General features: G+C 67.1%; 9 protein-coding genes. 4 read left to right on the top strand and 5 right to left on the bottom strand.

The genetic code is table 11. From position 1 onward, the window contains the following. Window positions 1-4 precede the first annotated feature (4 nt). Entirely contained in the window at window positions 5-2,470 is a 2,466-nt protein-coding gene (locus tag LDZ21_RS09260; RefSeq protein ID WP_244792958.1) for an FUSC family membrane protein, read from the bottom strand. 194 nt (window positions 2,471-2,664) lie between these two features. On the opposite strand from LDZ21_RS09260, the gene recC reads away from it, so the two are divergent. Genes recC through arfB form a run of 4 tightly spaced genes read left to right on the top strand, consistent with a single transcriptional unit; the run spans window position 2,665 to window position 12,465 of the window. Continuing rightward, the gene (recC, locus tag LDZ21_RS09255) at window positions 2,665-6,060 is read left to right on the top strand and encodes an exodeoxyribonuclease V subunit gamma (protein ID WP_244792956.1); all 3,396 of its coding nucleotides are present in this window, start codon (window positions 2,665-2,667) and stop codon (window positions 6,058-6,060) included. Further along, window positions 6,060-9,779: an exodeoxyribonuclease V subunit beta gene (gene recB / locus LDZ21_RS09250; protein ID WP_244794805.1), complete on the top strand. Its 3,720-nt coding sequence runs from the start codon at window positions 6,060-6,062 to the stop codon at window positions 9,777-9,779. Before recC ends, recB begins: the two co-directional genes overlap by 1 nt. Continuing rightward, the gene (locus tag LDZ21_RS09245; protein WP_244792954.1) at window positions 9,776-12,040 is read left to right on the top strand and encodes an AAA family ATPase; all 2,265 of its coding nucleotides are present in this window, start codon (window positions 9,776-9,778) and stop codon (window positions 12,038-12,040) included. Before recB ends, LDZ21_RS09245 begins: the two co-directional genes overlap by 4 nt. Window positions 12,041-12,057: 17 nt before the next feature. After that, window positions 12,058-12,465: an alternative ribosome rescue aminoacyl-tRNA hydrolase ArfB gene (gene arfB / locus LDZ21_RS09240; RefSeq protein ID WP_244792952.1), complete on the top strand. Its 408-nt coding sequence runs from the start codon at window positions 12,058-12,060 to the stop codon at window positions 12,463-12,465. Between the two features lie 72 nt (window positions 12,466-12,537). Here arfB and LDZ21_RS09235 read toward each other — a convergent pair whose 3' ends face one another. The 4 genes from LDZ21_RS09235 to LDZ21_RS09225 form a co-directional block, all read right to left on the bottom strand. Then, window positions 12,538-13,467 (bottom strand): DMT family transporter, encoded by a 930-nt coding sequence (locus LDZ21_RS09235; RefSeq protein ID WP_244792950.1) that lies wholly within the window; start codon window positions 13,465-13,467, stop codon window positions 12,538-12,540. A gap of 100 nt (window positions 13,468-13,567) precedes the next feature. Further along, complete coding sequence (locus LDZ21_RS09230; protein ID WP_244792948.1) at window positions 13,568-15,169, bottom strand: L-lactate permease; 1,602 nt, start codon at window positions 15,167-15,169, stop codon at window positions 13,568-13,570. A 243-nt stretch (window positions 15,170-15,412) separates the two neighbouring features. Next, the gene (locus LDZ21_RS31155) at window positions 15,413-15,541 is read right to left on the bottom strand and encodes a hypothetical protein (RefSeq protein ID WP_268237931.1); all 129 of its coding nucleotides are present in this window, start codon (window positions 15,539-15,541) and stop codon (window positions 15,413-15,415) included. A gap of 258 nt (window positions 15,542-15,799) precedes the next feature. Further along, complete coding sequence (locus tag LDZ21_RS09225) at window positions 15,800-16,291, bottom strand: hypothetical protein (RefSeq protein WP_244792946.1); 492 nt, start codon at window positions 16,289-16,291, stop codon at window positions 15,800-15,802. Window positions 16,292-16,425: the final 134 nt, after the last annotated feature.

The raw sequence follows: 16,425 nt of genomic DNA, 5'->3' as shown, positions 1-16,425 counted from the left end.
GCGCTCACGACGGCAGATGAATCTGCGTCGCGTCCTTGCGGATCAGCGTTGACGCCGTGAGCATCTGCTTGCACTGATGCGCGAGCAGTTTCAGATCCTGAATCGCATCGGCGGGAAGCGTCTGCGCGCGTTCGGCGGCGGCGACCATCGTGTCGAGATCGCGGCGCAAATCCTTGATTGCGTCGGAGGGCGGGGCGCCGTCGTCATCCGATATCGCGGCCTGCGCGTCCGACAGATTGTCCCGCACGATGCCGAATGCCCGCTGCACCGGCTCGAACGGCTTCGGATCGGCGTCATTGATCGCTTGCAATAGCGGCGCGGCCGCTGTGATCTGCGACGCGAGCACGTGGCACTGCACGAGGAGATCGTTCAGTTCGGCGACGTATTTCTGCTGCGGCTTCGGCTCCAGCATCATGCGCTGAAACGCCTGCGCGAGATTGGCGAACGCGACGTGCACGTTCTTGCGCGCGAGCCGGTAGCGGAAGTCTCGATCGAGGGCGGTCGCCGCGACGGTCGCGGCGGCAGACCCGCCCTTGCTCGCGGTGGCCGCGGTGCTCTCGCCGATGTTCACCGACGACAGCCGCTCCGCCGTCGCGCTCGCGGCCTTGAGGGCGGGCTCGTCGCTGGCGGCGCTGGTTTTGATTTCCGGCGCAGGCACGGGCTCAGGCGCGGTTGCGAGCGCCGCGCTCGCGTTGCCATCGGCGAAAGCGGCGCTCGGCACGGACGACGGCGCGCGGGACGTAGCGCCCCCCGTTTGCGTTTTCCAGGACCAGCTTGCTTCCAGATAATTGCGCGTCGCGCCGAGCAGATCCTTCACGAGCTTGCCCATCAGCCGATACTCCCAGTACGGGAACAGGTGACTCGCCGCAATGGCGATGGCGGACCCGACGACCGTATCGATGGCCCGCTCGCCGATCAGCCGCAAGCTGCCCGGCGCGAGCAGATGGAACATCAGCAGCACATACGACGACGTGAACACCACGCTGCCCGCGTAGTTGAAGAGCAGCAGGCTGTAGCTCATGACCATCGACGCGAACATCGCGACCAGCAGCACATGCGGGTCCTTGACAACGAGGATCAGCGCGATCGTCACCGCGCAGCCGATCGTCGTGCCGATGATCCGCTGCGTATTGCGCTGCTTGGTCAGCGAATAGCCCGGCTTCAGGATGATGACCGTGGTCATCACGATCCAGTACGCGTTCGTGAGCGGCAGGAGCCGCCCGAGCCAGAAGCCGACGCCCACCGCGATCGTCACGCGCAGCGCGTGGCGGAAGCTCGGCGATGACATCGTCAGATTCGAGAAAATCTGCCTGAACGGCACGCGCCGGCTGGAGATGAACCGCGAGAGCGCGTGATCGATCTGCACCTCGGTTCCGCTGAGACTCGCGTCGTCGTGCGTGCGGCGGCGCATCTTGTCGATCAGGCGCGTGGCGCTCCACAGACGCCGGAACACGGCCGCCGCCGCCGCATACGCTTCGGGATTCTTCTCGGGCAGCGCGTGCTTGCGCATCAACTCGAGTTCGTATTCGATCGCGCGCAACTCGGCCTTCATGCTGACGTGCTTCGACGCCGGCCGGTTTTGCAGCACCGCGAGGCCGATTTCCTCCAGGTCCTCGCTGGCCTTGCGCATCAGATCGCGATAGAACACGAGCACGTCCGAGCCGGCGAAGGTCTTGCGCACGAGCGGATAATCCGTGTGCGCGCCGACGAAGAACTCGTGCAGGTCCACGATGTTGATAAAGAGATTGAAGAGCCGCGCGCGCCGCGCATCGAGCTTGCCGGTCTTCACCTTCGGCAGATTGCGCAACACGATCTCGCGTGCGCCTTCCTGCTGTTCGACGGCCGCGATCTGCTTTTCAATGAGCTTTCGATAACACTCGTCAAGGTCGGCGTCGACGTCATAGAACTCGGCGCGCGCCTGCAGATACTCCGCGCAACTGAAGATGCTCTGCGCGAGCGCCTGCCGCTCGATGCGATACACGAGCAGATGCGAGACGAGCGTCGCCCAGTACGTGTACCAGAGGCCGCCGAGCAGAATCCACGACGCGTTGATGAGCGCCTGCATCGGCGTGAAATGCTCTTCGAGCGTCACGATCATCATGAAGAGCGTCGCGAAGCTGATCTGCGGCCAGCGGTTGCCGTAGACGACGATCAGCGACAGCACGAAGGTGAGCGGCACGACGGTCAGCCAGAGCGTCACCGGATGGGCCGTCGCAATGCCGGTCGCGAGCGCCGAAAAAAAGCCGATGAACGTGCACGCGAGCATCTCGTTGTGCTTGTGCTTGAGCGGCCCCGGCATGTCGACGACGCACGCGCCCAGCGCACCTGTCGCGATCGTGAAGCCGAGCTCGCGGTTGTGAAACACCGTGAGCATCAGCACGGCCGGGAGCGAGATGCCAAGCGCGCTGCGCAAGCCGCCGAAAAAGTACTGGCTATAGATGAACTTTTTTATTTCGAACGAGTAACGCATCGACTTCCTGTATGGACGCGCAAGGGGCGGGCAAGGGCGACGTCGAGTCTAACGCAACTCAACGAGCGTTCGGACCTCGGCCGAACGGCCAGGTTCTCGGCGCGAAGTCGCTTTGTTATGCTGACGCTTGATTTGACAAAGCTTTGCGTTTTGCGCGCTGCTTCTTCGCTTGCCAGCATCCAATCCCGCCCTTCATGCTCGAACTCTTCTATTCGAACCGTCACGAAACGCTTGCCGCCGCGCTTTTCGAGGACCTCGACACATTCGCGATGCGCGAGGGCAATCCTTTCGCGCGCGAGTCGGTCATCGTGCCCAGCGCGGCCGTGCGACGGCGGCTCGAACTGGATATGGCCGAGCGTTTCGGCATCTGCGCGAATGTCGACTTCTGCTATCTCGCGCAATGGCTATGGGCGCAGATCGGGCGCGTGCTGCCGGTGCCCCAGCGTTCGCCGTTCGCGCCGGACCGGCTCGCGTGGCGCTGCTATCGCCTGTTCGACGAGCCGCCGTTCAGACAAGCGCCGCGCCTGTCGACCTATCTCGACGCCGCCGACGATTCCATGCGCTACGAACTTGCGCGCCGCATCGCGACGGTGTTCGACCACTATCTGACCTATCGCCCGGACTGGCTCACGCACTGGCAGTCGGGCGGCTCGATTCTCGCGGGCGGCGGTGCTGAGACGGATGCGCGCGGTCCGCGTCTCGCGGGCGCGAGCGAGATCCAGCGCCAGGACGAACACTGGCAGGCCGCGCTCTGGCGCGCGCTGCTCGACGACCTGACGACGCCCGGCTCCGGGCAAGATCCGACGCCGCCCGCGTATCGCTTTCTGGCCGACGCGCCGCGCTTCGATCTGGATACCGCGATGCGCGCCGAATGGCCGAGCCGCATCAGCGTGTTTGCGCTGCCGACGATGCCGCCGCTGCATATCGCGTTGCTGCGCGAGCTGTCGCGCTGGATCGACGTGCGCATCTACGCGCTCAACCCGTGCCGCGAATTCTGGTTCGATATCGTGAGCCAGGCGCGCGTCGAGCAGCTCGAACTGAAGGGCGAGGCGGATTTTCAGGAAGTCGGGCATCCGCTGCTCGCGGAGTGGGGCCGTCAGACGCAGGCGCAGCTTCACATGCTGCACGAACTGACCGAAAGCGCGGCATCGAGCGAGCGCGAGTTATACGAAGAGAGCACCGCGCCGACATGGCTCGCGCGCGTGCAGAACGGCATTCTGACGCTCGACGAAGAGAACGCCGGGCCGCAGCCGGAAGACATCGTCGAGACGGGCGTGGAAGTGCATGTCTGCCATAGCCTCTCGCGTCAGCTCGAAGTGCTGCACGACCGCCTGCTCGACTGGTTCGACGAGCTAGAAGGACTCGAGCCGTCCGATGTGCTCGTCGCGTTTCCCGATCTGGCGGTGGCCGGCCCGCTCATCGACGGCGTGTTCGGCACCGCGCCCGCCGGCGCGAGCAACGAGCGCAGGCGCATTCCCTATCGCATCACCGGCTTGCCGCCTTCGCAGGCCAACCCGGTCGCGCGCGCGATGCTCGACTGGCTCGCGCTCGCGGAACGCGGCGTCGGCGCGCCGGAGCTGATCGAATGGCTGCGCGTCGATGCAATCGCGACACGCTACGGCATCGACGCGCCATCGCTCGAAACGGCGCAGGAGTGGCTCGCGGCGGCGGGCGCGCGCCGGGGCTTGCGTCCGGCGGAAGCCGCCGGCGAGCACGTGCCCGCCGCGCGTCACACCTTCGCCGATGCGCTCACGCGTCTCTATCTCGGCTACGCGCTGCCGGGCGGCGGCGCGCCGGTCGCGGAATGGCTGCCCGTCGAGGGCGCGCAGGGGTCGGAGGCGGAGTTGCTCGGACGCCTCACACGCTTCATCGACGATATCGACGCCTTCGCCGCGCAGATCGAGACGCCCCGCACCGCACGCGCGTGGGGCGACTTGCTGCTCGATGCGCTCGCGCGTTTCTTCGATGCCGGCGTCGCGTTCAACGACACCATCGGCGACGTGCGACATGCGATCGATGCGCTGATCGTCGCAATGGAAGAAGGCGCGCGCGACACGGAAGTATCGGCTGCGGTGATCCGCACCGCGCTCACCGATACGCTCGACGATCCCGCGCGCGGCGGCGTGCCGTGGGGCGGCGTCACGTTCTCGTCGCTGACGAGCCTGCGCGGGCTGCCGTATCGCGTGGTCTGTCTGCTCGGCATGGACGACGGCATGCTGCCGAGCCTCACGCGCGCCGACGAATTCGACCTGATGGCGAGCTTCGGCAAGCTGGGCGACCGCCAGCGCCGCGACGACGAACGCAACCTCTTTCTCGACCTGATGCTCGCGGCGCGCGACCGGCTGCTGATCGCCTACACCGGGCGCAGCATCCGCGACAACGCCGTGCTGCCGCCCGCCGCGCTCATCGACGAATTGCTCGACCATCTCGCCGAAGCCGTCGCGGGCAAGCATGCCGCGCCGGACGAACTGGCAAAGGCGCGGGCGTCGTTCGTGCGCGAGCATCCGCTGCAGCCGTTCGCACCCGAGTATTTCGAGCCGGCGGGCCGTCTCTTCACCTATGAGCCGGAGCGCGCGGAACTGGCGCGGGTGCTGGCGGCGGGGCGCGTGCACGGCAGCGCGCCGTTCTTCGCATCGCCGCTGCCGCCTGAAAACGACGAAGCGGAGACCGTCGCCTTCGACGATTTCGTGCGCTTCTGGCGGCATCCTGCGCGCGCGCTGCTGCGGGATCGGCTGGGCATTGCGCTCGTCGATGCCGAGGCCGAACTGGATATCACCGAGCCGTTCGAACTCGGCTTCGCAGGCCGCGATGCGCTCGCCGGGCGCGTGCTGCCGTCGCTGCTCGAAGCGGAAGACCACGTTGTGCACCACGCCCGCGAGCGCGCGCGTCACGTTGCGCGCACGAGCCCCGAAATGCCCGGTGGCGCGACGGGCGCCGTCTGGCAGACGCGCGAGATGCACGCGCTCGCGCATCTTGCGGACCGCATCCGCACGTCGGTGGCGGAGGGCGCGACGCGCTTGCCGTTCTCGCTCGACGTCGCGCCGCGCTGGCCCGATACGGGCGGCGTCGCGCTCTTCGGCCCGCACGACGACGCGCTCATCGACGAGCGGCCGCTCACGCTGTCCGGTACGCTCAATCGCCTGACGCCACAAGGCCAGGTGATCTACCGTTACGACCAGCCGCGCGCCCGCGATTACCTGTCCGCGTGGCTCGCGCATCTGGCCTATTGCTCGGCGCTGCCGGACGGCCCGCGCCGCACGATCTGGCACGGACGCGGCGCGCAGTCGTCGGATTTCGAACTGACGCCTGTCGCCGACCCGCTCGCGCATCTCGCCGCGCTCGCAGCGCTGTATCGCGCAGGCCGGCGCATGCCGCTGCGTTTCTTCCCGAAGAGCGCGTGGCTCAAGATGACCGAAGGCGATGCAAAGGCGCACGGCGCGTGGGAATCCGACCGCGTGCGCGCGGAATCGGACGATCCGGTTTATCGCATCGCGTTTCGCGGCGAATCGCTTGGGCTCGACGACCGCTTCGCCGCGCTCGCGCGCATCGTTTTCGAGCCGCTTCGGCAACACCTGCAACGCGACGCATGATGACGACAGCAATCCAGTCCGTGAACACCGAAGCCGTCCAGGAACTCGACGTCTTCTCCTGTCCGCTCGACGGCGTCAACCAGATCGAAGCATCCGCCGGCACCGGCAAGACGTGGAACATCTGCGCGCTCTACGTGCGCCTTCTGCTCGAGAAGCAGTTGAGCGTCGAGCGCATTCTCGTCGTCACCTTCACGAAGGCCGCGACCGCCGAACTGCACGAGCGCATCCGCACGCGGCTCGCGGGCGTCGCGCATGCAATCGAAAACGGCGATGCAGCCGGCGATCCGTTCATCGAGCGGCTTTTCGAAACCACGCTCGCCGACATCGATCCGAACGAGGCGCTGCAGCGCATTCGCATCGCGCTCCACACCTTCGATCAGGCCGCGATCCACACGATCCACGCGTTCTGCCAGCGCGCGCTGCAGGAAGCGCCGTTCGCCGCCGCGATGCCGTTCGCGTTCGACATGGAAGCCGACGACAGCGCGCTGCGCTTCGAGCTTGCCGCCGATTTCTGGCGCGAGCGCGTCGAGCCGGCAGCCGCGCGCACGCCGTCGTTCGCGTCGTGGCTCGTCGCGAAGGGTGCGGGACCGGCATCGCTCGATGCGCAACTGGCGCGGCGTCTCAAGAAGCCGCTCGCGACGCTGCGCTGGGGCAAGAGCGAGGCCGAACTTGCAGCGGAAGCCGTCGATGCGAAAGCGCTTTTCGACGAAGCGTGCGCGGTGTGGAACGCCGAGCGCGGCGCGATCGCCAAGCTGCTCTTCGACGCCGAGGCGATGCTCAAGCAGACCTCGCACAAGCGCTCGATGATCGAAGCCGCCCTCGACGCATGGGCCGAATATTTCGCCGATGCCGACTGTCACGCGGAGCCGCCGAAGGAGGCGCTGAAGATCACCGCATCGGCGCTCGCGAAGGGCACCAAGGTCAAGCACACGCCGCCCGCGCATCCGTTCTTCGAGCATGCCGAAACGCTCGCCGCGTCGGCTGCCGCAGCCGAAGCCGCGCAGCGTGCGATGTGGCTCGACATCGTGCGCGAATGGCTCGACTACGCGCCGGCCGAACTGTCGGCGAGAAAGCGGGCGCGGCGCGTGGTGTCCTTCGACGATCTGTTGTCGAACCTGCATCACGCGCTCGTCCGGCACGCGTGGCTCGCGCAGGCATTGCGCGAGCGGTATCCGGCGGCGCTCATCGACGAATTCCAGGACACCGATCCGCTGCAATACGCAATCTTCAACCGCGTGTTCGCGCCGCATGGACCGCTCTTTCTGGTCGGCGATCCGAAGCAGGCCATCTACAGCTTCCGCGCCGCCGACCTGCACACGTATCTCGCCGCGCGCGACGGCGCGAGCGCGCGTTACACGCTCGCGGTGAACCAGCGTTCGACGGCGCGCATCATCGAGGCGTGCAATCGCGTGTTCGGCGCGAATCCGTCTGCGTTCATTCTCGAAGGCCTCGACTATCAGCCGGTGCGCGCGGGCACGCGTTCACGCGGACCGTTCGTCGATGCGACGCCCGCCGCCGCTTACTCCGATATCGCGGATTTCTGCGTGTGGATGCTGCCGCACGGCGATGCGGCGCTGTCGAAGGCCAACGCGCAGCGCGAAGCGGCCGAGGCGTGCGCCGCCGAAATCGCGCGGCTGCTGAAAGGGGCGGCGCGCGGTGAAGTGCGCATCGGCGACGACGCGCTCAGTGCGGGCGATATCGCCGTGCTCGTGCAGACGCATCGGCAAGGCAGTCTGGTCAAGCGCGTGCTGGCGGCGTGGGGTATCGGCAGCGTGGAACTGGCGCAGGCGTCCGTGTTCGGCTCGCTCGACGCCGAGCAGATCGAGCGCGTGCTCGCCGCCATCGACACGCCTGGCGACTTGCGCCGCTTGCGCGCCGCGCTCGCGACCGACTGGTTCGGGCTGGACGCCGCCGCGCTGTGGCGTCTGGAGCACGCGGCATCGACGGATGAAAGCGGCTCCAGCGATTCGACGAGCTGGGTCGAGAGATTCTCGCGCTATCGGACGATCTGGCACGAGCGCGGCTTCGCGGTGATGTGGCGCACGCTCGCGCGAGAACTGTCGATCGCGGCGCGGCTCGTCGCGCGCGCGGACGGCGAGCGCAGGCTCACGAACGTGAACCATCTCGCGGAACTGCTGCAGGCTCGCTCGGCGCAACAGCCGGGCATCGCGCCGACGTTGCGCTGGCTGGCCGCGCAGCGCGCGCAGCAGGGCGGCGGAGAAGACGCGCAATTGCGCCTCGAATCCGACCGCAATCTCGTGCAGATCGTGACGATCCACAAGTCGAAGGGCCTCGAATACGCGGTCGTGTTCTGTCCGTTCCTGAACGACGGCACGGCGCGCGACGCCTCGAAATCCGGCTTGCCCGACGCCCGCGAGTATCACGACGACGCGGGCGAAGCAGTACTGCACTATGGAATCGACGACGACGAAGCGAAGGAAATCGGCGCCGCTATCGCACGCGAGCAGGCTGCCGAGCGGGCGCGGCTCGTCTATGTGGCGCTGACGCGGGCGGTGTATCGCTGCTACGTGGTCGCGGGCGTTTATATCTCGAACATGTCGAACAAGTCGACGAAGGAATCGCGCAGAAGCGTGCTCAACTGGCTCGCCGCGGGCGCGGGTCAGGACTTCGATGCGTTCTGCGACGAACCGCCAGACGAAGCGGGCATCGTCGCGGCGTGGCGCGCGCTGGAAAGTCAGGCCGAAGGCGCGATCGGCGTGACGCCGCTGCCGGTCATCGACCGGCGCGAGCCGCTTGCCGCCGTCGACCGCGGCACGCACGAGATCGCCGCGCGCACCAACCGCCGCCTGTTGCGCGATCGCTGGCGCATGGCGAGTTTCAGCTCACTGGTGGCGGCGGGCGCGCGCGAAGAGGCGAATCAGTCGCAGCCCGCCGAGGCGCGCCCCGATCACGACGAACTCGCCGAAGCCGCCCCAGCGCTCGTGCAAGCGCCGCCTTCCCGCGACGAATCCGCGCTCGCCGACGACGACATCCTCGCGTTTCCGCGCGGCGCGGCGGCGGGCGAATGTCTGCATCGCATGTACGAGCTTGCGGATTTCACGCAGCCGTCGACGTGGCCCAAGGCGGTCGAGGACGCGCTGCGCGAGTATCCGGTTCCCGCGCCCGCGCCGCTCGCCCAGCGTCTCCGGCCGATGATGCTGCGCCTGCTCGCCGACACGCTCGAAAGCGAGATTGCGCCGGGCATGCGCCTGTCGGGCATCGCCAACGGGCGGCGCATGAACGAGCTGGAGTTTCTGTTCCCGGCGCCGTCGCTGGATTTTCCGGCGCTGCGCCGGCTGCTGTCCGCGCACGGCTATCCCGATGTCGCGCTCGAAACGGGCGCGCTGCGGGGCTTCATCAAGGGATTCATCGACATGATCGTGCTGCACGGCGGGCGTTACTGGATCATCGACTGGAAGTCGAATCATCTGGGCGATGCCGCCGAAAACTACGGCGCCGCGCCGCTTGCCGAGGCGATGGCGCATCACGCGTATCACCTGCAGGCGCTCGTTTATGTCGTCGCGCTGCATCGTTACCTGCGTGCGCGGCTCGCTGATTACGACTACGAGACGCATGTCGGCGGTTACCTGTATCTGTTCGTGCGCGGCGTGCGTCCCGACTGGCGCGACGGCGACGCGGCGAGCGGCGTGCATCGCGGGCGGCCGCCGCTGGCACTGGTCGAGGCGCTCGACCGGGTGATGTCGGGAGGCGCGGCATGAGCACGATCGAAGCCGTGAACGCCGGGGAGTCGGCTGCGTCGGCCTTTGCCGACGAAAGCGCCGTGCTTGCCGAAGGTTTCGCGCGGCGCATCGGCGAACTGTCGCGATGGTCGGGTGCGGACGCGCGGGCGATCGCGTGGGCCGAACGCGCGGCGCTTGCCATCAGCCGGGCGACGGCGCTCGGACACGTCTGCATGCCGCTTGCCGCGCTCGCGCGGCGTCACGGAGAGAATGTGCGCGAAGCTCGCGATGCGCTGCTCGCAAGCGGCGTCGCGACGTTTGCACGCACCGAGGCGCGCTTCGATGCGGCGAGTCTGCGGCCGCTCGTCATCGACGAGGACGGGCGGCTCTATCTCGCGCGCTATTTCGATTACGAGCGGCGGCTCGCGGTGGCGCTGGTCGAACGGGCACGCGGCGCGCGGATCGACGTATCGCAGCGGGAGCTTGCGCAGCAGGCGGAGCGGATCGCGCGCTACTTCGGGGAAGGCACGGCCAACGACGACATCGACTGGCAGCGCGTCGCCGCGCTCGTCGCGCTCGCGGGCAGGCTGACGATCGTGAGCGGCGGGCCGGGCACGGGCAAGACGACGACCGTGGTCGGCGTGCTCGCGTGTCTGCTCGACGCCGATCCGGGCTTGCGCATCGCGCTTGCCGCACCGACGGGCAAGGCCGCGCAGCGCATGCAGGAAGCGTTGATCGAGCGGGCGGACAAGCTGCCGCCCGAGCTGGCCGCGCGGCTGCCGCGCACATCGTTCACGTTGCAGCGCTTGCTCGGCGTGCTGCCGGACGGCGGCTTCCGGCATCATCGCGACAATCCGTTGCCCTATGACGTGATCGTGGTCGACGAGGCGTCGATGATCGATGTCGCGCTCGCGGCCCATCTGCTGGAAGCGGTCGCGCCGTCGAGCCGGCTCGTGATGCTCGGCGATAAGGATCAGCTCTCGGCGGTCGAAGCGGGCGCGGTGTTCGCGGAACTGAGCGCGCAGCCATCGTTCAGCGAGGCGGGCGCGGGGCGGATCGCGGGCGCGCTGGGCGTGGAACTGGCACGGTTTCGGGCGGCCTTGCCTGACGGCGTCAAGTCTGCCGGCGGCGACGGGCGCGGGAACGCAGCGGCCCACGCGCGGACGAGCGATGCGTCGCTCGCGCAATCCGATGCGCATGACGAGGACTACGGCGACTTCTTTCCGGGCAACGAAGAGGGCGATGCATCCGGCGCACAAGGCGAGAATCAGGGCGATTTGTTCTCGAACACCGACGCCCGCGCGAGCGAATCGCCTTTCGCGGCTTCGTCCGATGCGTGGGGCGCTCACGGCGATCTCGACGATGCACCGCATGCCGACGAAGGCTACGCCGACCTATTCGCCACGCTCGATACCGGCTCCCACGATGCGCCCGACGCCCGCGACGACGCCCCGCTCACCGACAGCGTCGTCTGGCTTGCGCGCAACTACCGCTTCGGGCTGGATTCGGCGATCGGCCGCCTGTCGATCGCGATTCGCAACGGCGATGCGCAAAGCGCGCTCCTCGCGCTCGACGCAAAGCAACCGGCCGCACCGGAAGCGCCAGCCGCGGTGCTGCTGGACGACGGCCACGCCACGCTATCGGACCCCACGCTCGCTCATCTGGCGAAGGGCTTCGCGCCCTACGCCGATGCGCTTGCGTCGATGCTGCAAGCGGAGCACGCGCCATCCGATGAAGCCCGGCTGTTCGACGCGCTCAATCGTTTCCGCGTGCTGTGCGCCACTCGCAAGGGGCCGCGCGGCGTCGACGAAGTGAATGCGCGTATCGCGTCGAAGGTGCGCGAGCAAGCGGGCATTGCGCTTGCAATCGGAGCACAGTGGTTCGCTGGACGGCCGGTGATCGTCACGCGCAACGACTATGCACTAGGGCTCTTCAACGGCGATATCGGCATTGCGCTGCCGGGGCCGAACGGCGCGCTGCGCGTGGCGTTCCGCATGGCGGATGGCTCGCTGCGTCATGTATCGCCGGCTGCGCTGCCGCCGCACGACACGGCGTTCGCGCTGACCGTGCACAAATCGCAAGGCTCGGAGTTCGAGCACGCGGCGCTCGTGCTGCCCGGCAGCTTCGTGCGCGTGCTGTCGCGCGAGCTGGTCTATACGGCGATCACGCGGGCGAAGCGCCGCATCGAAGTCATCGGCTCGGCGGCGATTTTCGCGCAGGCCGTCGATGCGCCGACGCGTCGCGATTCCGGTCTCGCCGCGAGAATGGCGCGGCTGATGCGCCTGCACCATCGATCCTGAACGAAGGAGTGTCATCCATGAGCGATAGCCTCGTGGTGCCGCCAAACGAAATCGAGCTGACCGCCGTGCGTGCGCAAGGCGCGGGCGGGCAGAACGTCAACAAGGTGTCGAGCGCGATTCATTTGCGCTTCGACATCCGCGCGTCGTCGCTCCCGGAGCACATCAAGGCGAGACTGCTCGCGCTGTCCGACAGCCGCGTCACGCGCGAAGGCGTGATCGTCATCAAGGCGCAGGAGCATCGCACGCAGGACATGAATCGCGCGGCGGCGCTCGCGCGTCTCGACGAGATGATTCGCAGCGTCAGCGTCACCCGGCGCAAGCGCATCGCAACGAAGCCGACGCGGGCGTCGCAGGTGCGCCGGGTCGAGGGGAAGGTCAGGCGGGGAGCGGTGAAGGCAGGACGGGGCGCGGTGCGAGGCGAATAGGGCGGCAAGCGCCTCGCCGTCCATCATCGCGCGATGCCGCGCCATGCGCACCGCGCGATGCTCAGCGATCCGTCACCGCGCGATGCTCCGCCGCGTGAGAAACGGAACCTGCTTCACGATTCCCGTCGCGAGCGCCGTGCCCACCAGCACGACAGCGCATCCTTCGAGCATCACGAGCGATACGTGCTCGCTCAGGAACAGCGCGCCCCAGAGAATGCCGAAGAGCGGAATGACGAAGGTCACCGTCATCGCGCGTGCAGGGCCCGCCGCAGCCACGAGCCGGAAGTACAGAAAATAGGCGATGCCCGTGCAGCAGACACCGAGCGCGATGACCGCCGACCACGCATGCGCGGAGATCGGCGTCGCGGGCCACGTCAGCAGGGCGATCGGCGCGAGCATGATGGTTGCGCCGATCATGCTGCCGGCGGCGTTCGCGGTCGCATCGACATCCATCAGGTACTTCTTCGCAAAGTTGCCCGCCACGCCGTACAGCGCGGATGCCCCGAGCGCGGCCGCCGCCGCCAGCATGCCCTGAACGGGCAGCCCGGACGATGCCGCGCCGTCCGTCGCGATCTGGTTCCACACGAGCAGCAGCACGCCCGCGAAGCCGATGGCCATGCCGATGCTGCGCATCGTCGTCAGCCGGTCCTTCAGCCACACGTAGGCGACGAGCGCGCCAAAGAGCGGCGTCGTCGCATTGATGACGGACGTCGCGCCCGCCGACAGCGTCAGCTCCGCGAATGCGAACAGGCAAAACGGCGCGGCCGAATTGAGGATGCCGACCACGAAAAGCGGCAGCGCGCGCCGGCGCATCGTGCCGACGGTGGCGGCGACGTTGCGGCGTGCAAGCAGCATCACGATCAGAAACAGCGCGCCGATGCCGACGCGCACGGCCATGAGCGGCGCGACGCCGAACTCGGCGACTCCCACGCGAATGAACAGGAAGGATGCGCCCCACAATGCGGCGAGCACGATCAATTGCAACAAATTGGCGATGGACATGACGATGGCGGACTTCGAGATGCTAATTAAAAGTCCGCGCATGTTAGCACTGCGCGCGGCGCCGAAGAACGCGCCGCGAATGACACCGCAAGAAGCGGGATCAGTGCGGCGGGATCATCCACGTCAGCACGTTCTGCTGCAGCCAGACGAGCACGCCCAGAATCACCGTCAGCAGAATCGAATGCTTGAAGGTGCGCGCGAAGACGAGCCCTTCCTTGCCCTTGAGCTCGGTCGTCGCGACGCCCGTCGAGATGTTCTGCGGCGAGATCATCTTGCCCATCACGCCGCCGGACGAGTTGGTCGCCGCCATCAGCACGGGATTCAGGTTGAGCTGATGCGCCGCCACCACTTGCAGGTTGCCAAAGAGCGCGTTGCCCGACGTATCGCTGCCGGAGAGGAAGACCGCGACCCACCCGAGGAACGCGGACACGAGCGGAAAGAACGGTCCGACCGACGCGACGCCGAGACCCAGCGTGTAGTTCATGCCCGAGTAGTTCATCAGATAGGCGAGGCCGACGATCGTCGCCACCGTGAAAATGGCGATGCGCGTCTGCACCCACGTATCGACGATCGCCGCGCCGTACTCGCGCACCGGCAGCCGCACGAGCGCCGCCGTGATGATCGATGCGACCAGAATCGCCGTGCCCGTCGCGAGCGGCTGAAAGTCCCAGATTGCGCCGTACGGCTGGTTGTACAGCGTGATGTAGACAGCCTTGTCGAGTCCCGGCCAGGAAACCTTCACATCGCCGATCAGGAAGATTTTCGCGACCGTCCACACGATCACCACCAGCGACACCACGATCCACGGCAGCCAGCCTTGTCCGCCCGAAATAGCCGCGCGTGTCTGGCCGAGTCGGTCGACGTTGACGGCGAAGCGCTCATCCGCGGCGGGCTTCCAGACGCGCAGGAACGCGATCGTCAGAATCAGCGAGACAAGCGAGGAGAGCACGTCGGTCAGCGCATAGCTGATGTAGTTCGACGTCACGTACTGCGTGAGCGCGAAGCTCGCGCCCGAGACGAGCAGCACGGGCCACACGCGCATCATGTTGCGAAAGCCCGCGTAAATGCCGATCACGTAGAACGGCAGGAAGAAGGCGAAGAACGGCAACTGGCGGCCGACCATCTTGGCGAGCGCATCGGTGGGAAGGTGCGTGACCGCGCCGAGCACGGTAATTGGCACGCCGAGCGCGCCGAAAGCCACCGGCGCGGTGTTGAAGATCAGCGTGAAGGTGAGCGCTTCGAGCGTGGGGAAGCCGAGCAGGATGAGGAGCGAACTGGTGATGGCGATCGGCGTGCCGAAGCCCGAGATGCCTTCCAGCAGCGCGCCGAACGAAAAGCCGATGACGACCAGCACGATACGCCTGTCGTTCGGCAGGTTTTCGACCATCCAGAGGCGGAACGCCTCGAAGCGTCCGGAGCGTTGCGCGACGTTGTAGAGCAGGATCGCGGCGAACACGATCCACATCACCGGCCATAGCGCGAACACGGCGCCCGCGGCGATCGAGTTGAGCGCGAGCTTGAGCGGGAAGTGCCAGGCCGCCACCGCGATGACGAGCGCGACTACCAGCCCCGCGAGCGACGCCTGCCACGCGGGCCGGCGCGCCCAGCCGAGCAGCACGAGCACGACGGCGATCGGCAGCGCCGCCACGATGAACGACAGCGCGAGCGAATTGGCGACGGGGGTGAGCAACTGATGGAACATCGACGTCTCCTGTCGACCGCAGTCGGCGAACCGTGTTGCGCGTTCTTGTCGGCACGCGGCGGCGAGCCGCGAGGCGCGTGGGGACTTCGATGCTTCATCGGCCTTAAGCAGTCGCGTAACGCGCAGCCTAAGAATAGGTGACCGATGGCCTCCGTCAAGCGGGAAATGTTCTTATCGGCTGCGACGCACGAACGCGCGCCGCGACGCGCGTGGTATCGCCTGACGAGGAGGCTTGCCGTGCCTTCAGCCTTCGACGGCTGCGGCGGGCGGTGTATCGTCGCGGCCCGGCAGAGGCGTTTGACGGAAGACCCAGACGGTCAGCAGGGCAAGAGAAGCAAGCATCCACAGCACGAAAAACACAAAGGCCATCATGTCCACTCCCCGAGAGCGATGGTTTCGCGACGGCGGTGTACCGTCGCGTTGCGCAAATGAGGAAGCTTGATAGCCAGAACCGTGCCAATCGTCTGGCGAATCGAGCCAGAGGCTTGTCGGAAAAGGAAGGGGCGCTTAGCGCTCGAACCAGCGCGGCGCGTGCGGGAGCGACTTGTGTCGGAAAATGTTGCAGGTCTGTTACGTCGAAAGACGCAACAGACGATGAAGCTGCATTTTTCGTAACGCCGGCGAAACAACTCAGTGGCGGCCGCCGCCATGACCGCCGCCGTAGCCGCCACCTCCGCCATGCCAACCGCCACCGCCGCCATGCCAGCCGCTGCCGTGCCAGCCGCCGCCATGCCAGCCGTGTCCGCCTCCCCAGCAGCATCCGCCGCCCCAGTATCCGAAGCCGATGGATATCGCCGGATAACCGTAATAAGCGGGGTAGGCCGGATAAGCAGGATACGGCGCGTAATACGGATACGACGGATAGGCGGGCACCGCGTAGTACTCCGTCATCGGCACTTGCGCGGTCGCGTAGGTTGCGCCCGGTGCGGGAACTGCGGGCGCGCCCGACGCGCCCTGTGCCGGGACCGCGAATTCGCGTTGCGCGTACGCCGTGGGTACGGTGGAGTAATAAGCGCCGGGGTAATCCGGATAGGGAGGGTAATAGCATCCGCTGACGAGCACGCCCGCCGCGATCGCGGTGACGGCTGCTTTGGATGGGATGATGAAGCGGGCGGGAATCATGGTGCTGCTCCTTGCGTGCGCCTTGCCGGACTCTTGACTCAAGCGGGTCCGTTCAGAGGAGCTTACTCGATCGTTTTGCGACACGTGCCTGAACTCGTGTGACAAAGGATCGCAAGGAGCCGCGTCTTGTAACA

This window comes from Caballeronia grimmiae (genome assembly GCF_022879615.1).
Taxonomy (GTDB): Bacteria; Pseudomonadota; Gammaproteobacteria; order Burkholderiales; family Burkholderiaceae; genus Caballeronia; species Caballeronia grimmiae.
This window is presented reverse-complemented; position numbering and strand designations above follow the sequence as displayed.

Bases quoted from the DNA above. Each gene is read 5' to 3' on its own strand.
- LDZ21_RS09245 (WP_244792954.1), top strand. From the start codon at position 9,776: ATGAGCACGATCGAAGCCGTGAACGCCGGGGAGTCGGCTGCGTCGGCC.
- LDZ21_RS09225 (WP_244792946.1), bottom strand. From the start codon at position 16,291: ATGATTCCCGCCCGCTTCATCATCCCATCCAAAGCAGCCGTCACCGCG.
- recB (WP_244794805.1), top strand. From the start codon at position 6,060: ATGACGACAGCAATCCAGTCCGTGAACACCGAAGCCGTCCAGGAACTC.
- LDZ21_RS09230 (WP_244792948.1), bottom strand. From the start codon at position 15,169: ATGTTCCATCAGTTGCTCACCCCCGTCGCCAATTCGCTCGCGCTGTCG.
- LDZ21_RS09235 (WP_244792950.1), bottom strand. From the start codon at position 13,467: ATGTCCATCGCCAATTTGTTGCAATTGATCGTGCTCGCCGCATTGTGG.
- recC (WP_244792956.1), top strand. From the start codon at position 2,665: ATGCTCGAACTCTTCTATTCGAACCGTCACGAAACGCTTGCCGCCGCG.
- LDZ21_RS09260 (WP_244792958.1), bottom strand. From the start codon at position 2,470: ATGCGTTACTCGTTCGAAATAAAAAAGTTCATCTATAGCCAGTACTTT.
- LDZ21_RS31155 (WP_268237931.1), bottom strand. From the start codon at position 15,541: ATGATGGCCTTTGTGTTTTTCGTGCTGTGGATGCTTGCTTCTCTTGCC.
- arfB (WP_244792952.1), top strand. From the start codon at position 12,058: ATGAGCGATAGCCTCGTGGTGCCGCCAAACGAAATCGAGCTGACCGCC.